Here is a 5,664-nt window from a genome sequence, read left to right on the forward strand (position 1 = left end):
CCCTTTCCCCGTCCCGGAGGCCATCAGGCGCGTTATGCGGAACCTGACAATTGAAACCGGGACCGACAAATCTAAGTTCGCCGCCTAAGTTCGCGAGATGCCCGTCGACGAGATTGGCTTCACCGATGAAGTCGGCGACAAATCGGCTGCTTGGTCCGCGATAAAGTTCCTGCGGCGACCCGATTTGTGCCAGCTCGCCCTTCGAGAACAGAGCGATGCGGTCGCTCATGACCAGCGCCTCCTCCTGGTCATGCGTGACCGAAATCACGGTAGCGCCCACCTTACGGGTGATACGGAGGATTTCCAGCTGCATGGTCGTCCGCAGCTTCTTGTCCAGAGCGGCGAGAGGCTCGTCGAGCAGGACGAGCTCCGGATTGAACACGAGTGCCCGAGCCAGCGCTACCCGCTGCTGCTGGCCGCCCGATAGTTGCTTGGGCATCCGGCTTTCCATCCCTGAAAGCCCCACCACCGAGACCATCTCTTCCACGAGCTTCTTCCGTGCAGCGCCGCCGATCCCTCTCGCTTCAAGGGGGAAGCCTACATTCTGCGCGACGGTGAAGTGCGGGAAGAGCGCATAGTCCTGAAAAACCATGCCGATGTTGCGCTTGCTCGGAGGAAGCGCCGCCACGTCCTTCCCGGCTAGCCGGATGCTGCCTGAGTCCGGTGGGTTGAACCCGGCGATGACTCGCAAGGTCGTCGTCTTGCCGGAGCCTGACGGGCCCAACATCGTCAGGAACTCGCCGGGCTTCAGGTTGAACGAGACATCCCGTAACGCCGTGAAGCGGCCGAACCGCTTGGAGATGGAGTCCACCTCCAGCTTGTTGGGGAGATCCGATGATGTATCGATCATTTGCTTTCTCCGCGGCGTAGGACTTGGACCGCCAGCATCCCAATGGCTGAAATCAAGATTAGGATTGTACCGACCGCGGCGACGGCCGGGGTCAGCTCGGTTCTCACCTGAGACCAGATGACGACAGGGATGGTCTGAAGCTGGGGCGACGTGAGGAAGAGAGACAGGACCGCTTCATCCCAAGACGTGATGAACGCGAAGATCGCCCCGGCGATCAGGCCAGGCAGGACGAGCGGTAGCTTGATGCGGAAGAACACCCGCAGCGGCCCGGCACCCAGCCCGGCCGCCGCCAGCGCAAGGTTCGAGTTGATGAGACGGAGCGAGGCGCCGACCGTGACGATGACAAACGGGATCGCAAGTACGGTATGACCGGCCACCAACGCGGTGAACGTCCCGTTCATGCGAAACTGGCCGAAGATCATATACAATCCGATGGCGAGCACAATCACCGGGGTCACGAGAGGACCAAGCGTGACGGCTCGCAATATCGACTGCCCGAGTACGCTGGCCTGGAATGCCAGTGCCGCCAGCGTTCCGAGGATCACGGACAAGATCGTTGTGGCGACCGCGACGTAGAAACTGTTCATGACCGCGCGGCGCCACATCGGGTTTCCGATTATTTCCTGATACCACCTCAGTGAGAATCCCTGAGGCGGAAAGTCGGGGAACGAGGAAGACGTGAACGAGATCGGAATCACGATCAGCGTGGGCACGAGAAGGAACACGACCGTCAAGCCGACCGGTATCCAGGCGAGCTTCCGATAGATGCCGGAGGGGTTCATACCGCCCCCCCCTGATCCGGCGCCGTCGTCAGTTGGCCGACGATTGCGAACACCCCGAAGACGCATCCCGTGAGAGCAAGCAGAACCACGGAAAGAGCGCTTGCAAACGGCAAGTCCATTAGCATCTGGACGCTGCTTGCGATCAACTGGCCGATCATGATGTCGCCTGATCCGCCCAACAAAGCGGGCGTGATGTAGAAGCCCAGGCCGAGCGTAAACACTAGGACGGCGGCCGACACGATGCCCGGAAAGCTGAGCGGAAGGTATACACGCCAGAAGGTCCGTATAGGACCCGCGCCGTTGATCGCCGCGGCCTCCATCAGCTTGGGGTCGATCTTCGACATGATCGAGTACAGTGGCAACACCGCGTACGGCAGAAGTACATGGGTCATCCCCACCGTGACGCCGACTAGGTTGCGGACGAGCGGCACGGGTTTGTCTATCAGGCCGGACGAAAGCAGCAGCTTGTTGATGAGCCCCGTGTTCTGCAAGAGAATCAACCAGGCATACGACCTGAGCAGAAGGCTGACCCAAAAGGGGAGCAAGATCGCCGCGCTGAGGAAGATTACCGTCAGGCGCGAAGAGACCGTCATCAGGTACGCGTAGGGATATGCCAGAACCAGCGTAACCACCGTGACGATCGCGCAAACAGCGAAGGTGCGCACAATGACATTCAGATAGGCCGGGCTTTCCCAAAGCACGAGGTATGAGGCGAAGCTTCCGCCCTGCAAGCTCTTGACCGTGATGTACACAAGCGGAAGCACGAAGAAGAGAAGCAAGAATATGACCGCCGGAGCGACGAGCGCCAACGCGGAAATTTCGGGCATGAATAGTCTGAGCCCCGAGCGAGGCTTCGTGTCGGCAGACATGCTGACCCCCGGAGATTAGCTGTTTCGATGCTGGGCGTCCCGCCACGAAATCGCAGCCTTCAGGCCTTGCTCGACGGTCAATCGGTTGAAAGTGAGCTTTTCCTCGCTCTCGGTCGCCTCGATGAAAATTCCGGTGTCCACTCCCGAGAGCAGTGCCGACCTCATGCCACCGATATCCAAACTGCGGTTCACAGCGCGCTTAGTCATACGGACCGCGTCGGGGCTACAGCGCGCTATCTGTTCGGCAATCTCGGCTGCGCGTTCGAGATGCTTTCCGCCCGGCACGAGGTGATTGATGAGCCCGATCTCGTAGGCCCTCCGCGCCGGGACCCGGTCATTACCCGTCAGAAGAAACTCCTTGGCGATCTTGGGTGGGATAAGCCAAGGCAGGAGCAGGGCAACGACTCCAGCTCCGAAGCGGACCTCGGGTTCGCCGATATAGGTTTCCTCGTCGGCGATTGTTATGTCGCAAGCGAGCGAAAGCTCTAGGGCTCCGGCAAGGCAGAACCCGTGAATGGCGCTGACGGTGGGCTTGGGGCAGTCCCAGAACTGCATGATGAACTCGAACGCGCCCTCGACTGCGCCTCGCCACTCCGTCGTGGTCTTGTGGTCGTTGACCGCCGCCTCTTTGAGATCGAAGCCGGAGGAGAACGCGGCACCGTTGCCGCTGAGAACGATAGTACGGACGTCGGGATCAGCTACGTGTTCCTTGAGCGCCTTGGAGACCTCGTCCATCAACGCTCCGTTCAGGGCGTTCAGAGCCTTTGGTCGGTTGAGAGTGATGAAGCCTACGGCGCCGCGGCGTTCACTGATGATGTTCGAGTATTCTCCGACGCTCATAATCTCTCCTCGCGGTCCGGACCGCCATTCTATGTCGATTTGTTTCGGGTCGTTCGCCAGGTCTTCGCTTCGACCTGCTTTTCGACCAGATACTCCTTCTGGGCCTGAAGCACCTTGGCCATGCCGTCGGCGTCTCGTCCGACCAGGCGCTCGACCAGACTCTCATGCTGATCGGAGAGGACCTGCCTGGCCCGGAACCGGTAGAGCATCAGGTTGGTAATCGGCTCGAGGCCCTCGATCGTTCCAGCGGCAAGAACCGATATGATGGTGTTATGGGTCGCTCGGGCGAGCCCGACATGGAACCGGACATCCGAAGCGCAGAATTCGACGTCGGTCAGCTTCTTGTGCCGCTGCGTCGCGATCTCCGTCCGCAGGACTTCGATGTCCTCCTCGGTCCGACTTTCGGCGGCGAGACGGCAGCACATTTCGCCGAGCGCGTACCTGGACTCCACGACCTCTTCGAACGTGAAGGCGTCCAGGCTGGCGGCAATCATCAACGGATCGGAAACCCTGGACTGCAAATCCTGAGGTGTCGGTTGCTTCACGAAGTTGCCGCCCGCAGCTCCCCTTCTCGCTTCGATCAGGTTGTCCGCGGCGAGCCACTTCAAGGTTTCGCGGATGGTCGGCCTGGAGACGCCGAACAGCGTCGCTAGTTCGTCCTCGGTCGGCAGTTTCTCCAGCGGCCCGAGCTTGCCCGTCAGAATAGACTCGCGAATACGACCTGCGATCTGCTTAGGCGCCGTTTCCTTGTTGATTGCCCCAAAATCCACCTTCATTGCATTGCTACCCGTGAGCTGCCTTCGATGCCGGTATTATCGATTCCGCGTGGCGGGTATTATCATCACGAATAAAGAGCGCATCAACTGCCACCGCGCCGGATGCTGTTGCTATGACCGGGTTGATGTCGATTTCCGAGAACAGGTGGCCTATTTCCAGGGCCAACAGACTGAACCGTTCGATGAGACGGCTGAGACTCTCGAGGTCCGCATTGGGGCGGCCGCGGAAACCGGTCAACAACGGGAAGGCTCTCAGGCGTGACAGCTGCTGCAGGGCCTCGTGCCGTGTGACCGGCGGCATGAATGTCACGGAATCCCTGAACAGCTCCGTGGTGACGCCGCCGAGAGCGACGGTGAGGACCGGACCGAACTGATCATCACGAACCATTCCGAGCAGTATCTCGGTTCCGCCGGAATGTTGCTTCTGGACCTGGACATCCGGTCCGCATGTCGACGCTAGGCGAGCGTAGGCATCCGCCAGTTCATCCTCTGATTTGAGGTTCAGGATGACGCCTCCGAGTTCTGTCTTGTGCTCGATTGCGGGGTTTGCCGTCTTGAGAACGACTGGATAGCCGAGCTGCGCCGCGCCATTCAGCGCGTCCGCCGAGGTGGAGGCAAATCGGCTCGCCGCAAACGGTATCCCCGCCATCGTTAGGATGTTCTCGGAGAGTTTGGCATCGATGGTGATCGCCTCCAGGACCTCGGACAGATCGAGATCGAGGCGCGTGGTCTCGCGCGCGGTTCCAATCCCCAATCTGGTGCGATGCCAATCCGTGTAGTGCTTCATCGCTTTCAGTGCGTTTTCTGTGTTCGAGAGCACCGGAATGCGAAGCGCCCGCAGACGCGACGCGGCTTCGGGAACGACAGAGGCCGCGCTCGCACCGAAGACGACGAACGGTTTCGAACACGACAGCGCCGCATTCTCCGCCATTTGCAGGCTGTAACCCATTCCCGCCGAAAAGAAGAGATCGGCGGCGAGGGAGACGACGGCGACGTGGGGATCGCGATCGAGGATTTCCAGGCAATCGATACCGACAAGCTTGCCGTCGCCCCACGCGTCCACTGGGTTTTCGGGCGAAAGACCCGGCTCCAGCACTGCCGACAGAGCGTTGCTGGTTTCAGGCGTGAGTTCAGCGAGTTCGGCGCCGATCCGCTCCGCGAGATCGACGATAAGCTGCCGTTCGCCCCCCGAGTGAGTGAGGACGGCGATTCCGCCAGGACTTCCTTTGAAACCGAAGCGAAACATCTCGAGGGTGTCCAGAAACTCGTCGAGCGTGTCCACGGCTATTACGCCGTGCTTCGCAAAAAGCGCTTCGTAGATCGCGTAGGTAGCGGTAAGCGCTCCGGTGTGCGCCCGGGCAAAATGCCGACCACGTTCCGTTCGCCCTAGCTTCAGTGCAACGACGGGAATGTCCTTGGCCTGCGCCTTGGCAAGCGCGCCGAGGAAGGCGTCGGTATCACGAACGGTCTCGATAACGCATCCGACGGCGCGCGTACCGTCTTGGTCCAGGAAAAAGTCGAGATAGTCGCCGCACGTGGTCGCAATC

Annotated in this window: 6 protein-coding genes; all 6 read right to left on the reverse strand. The window is 60.4% G+C overall.

Translation table 11 applies throughout. From position 1 onward, the window contains the following. Window positions 1-850, reverse strand: an 850-nt coding sequence (locus EOA13_RS36375; RefSeq protein ID WP_164780578.1) for an ABC transporter ATP-binding protein, incomplete at its 3' end; no start/stop codon positions are given. After that, window positions 847-1,632, reverse strand: a complete 786-nt coding sequence (locus EOA13_RS36380; protein WP_127297953.1) for an ABC transporter permease — start codon at window positions 1,630-1,632, stop codon at window positions 847-849. The genes EOA13_RS36380 and EOA13_RS36375, both read right to left, overlap by 4 nt. Next, window positions 1,629-2,501, reverse strand: a complete 873-nt coding sequence (locus tag EOA13_RS36385) for an ABC transporter permease (protein WP_127297954.1) — start codon at window positions 2,499-2,501, stop codon at window positions 1,629-1,631. Before EOA13_RS36385 ends, EOA13_RS36380 begins: the two co-directional genes overlap by 4 nt. A gap of 15 nt (window positions 2,502-2,516) precedes the next feature. Then, on the reverse strand, window positions 2,517-3,341 hold the full coding sequence (locus EOA13_RS36390; RefSeq protein ID WP_127297955.1) for an enoyl-CoA hydratase-related protein: 825 nt from the start codon (window positions 3,339-3,341) through the stop codon (window positions 2,517-2,519). Window positions 3,342-3,370: 29 nt separating this feature from the next. Continuing rightward, window positions 3,371-4,117, reverse strand: coding sequence for a GntR family transcriptional regulator (locus EOA13_RS36395; protein ID WP_127297956.1), 747 nt, complete (start codon window positions 4,115-4,117; stop codon window positions 3,371-3,373). Window positions 4,118-4,124: 7 nt separating this feature from the next. Beyond that, the coding region (locus EOA13_RS36400) for an acetate--CoA ligase family protein (RefSeq protein ID WP_127297957.1) at window positions 4,125-5,664 on the reverse strand (1,540 nt) is incomplete at its 5' end.

It is taken from the genome of Mesorhizobium sp. M7A.F.Ca.US.011.01.1.1 (assembly GCF_003998295.1).
Classification (GTDB): Bacteria; Pseudomonadota; Alphaproteobacteria; order Rhizobiales; family Rhizobiaceae; genus Mesorhizobium.

What these genes read in the sequence shown, in the direction of transcription:
- EOA13_RS36395 (WP_127297956.1), bottom strand. Translation starts at nt 4,117, where the DNA reads ATGAAGGTGGATTTTGGGGCAATCAACAAGGAAACGGCGCCTAAGCAG.
- EOA13_RS36380 (WP_127297953.1), bottom strand. Translation starts at nt 1,632, where the DNA reads ATGAACCCCTCCGGCATCTATCGGAAGCTCGCCTGGATACCGGTCGGC.
- EOA13_RS36385 (WP_127297954.1), bottom strand. Translation starts at nt 2,501, where the DNA reads ATGTCTGCCGACACGAAGCCTCGCTCGGGGCTCAGACTATTCATGCCC.
- EOA13_RS36390 (WP_127297955.1), bottom strand. Translation starts at nt 3,341, where the DNA reads ATGAGCGTCGGAGAATACTCGAACATCATCAGTGAACGCCGCGGCGCC.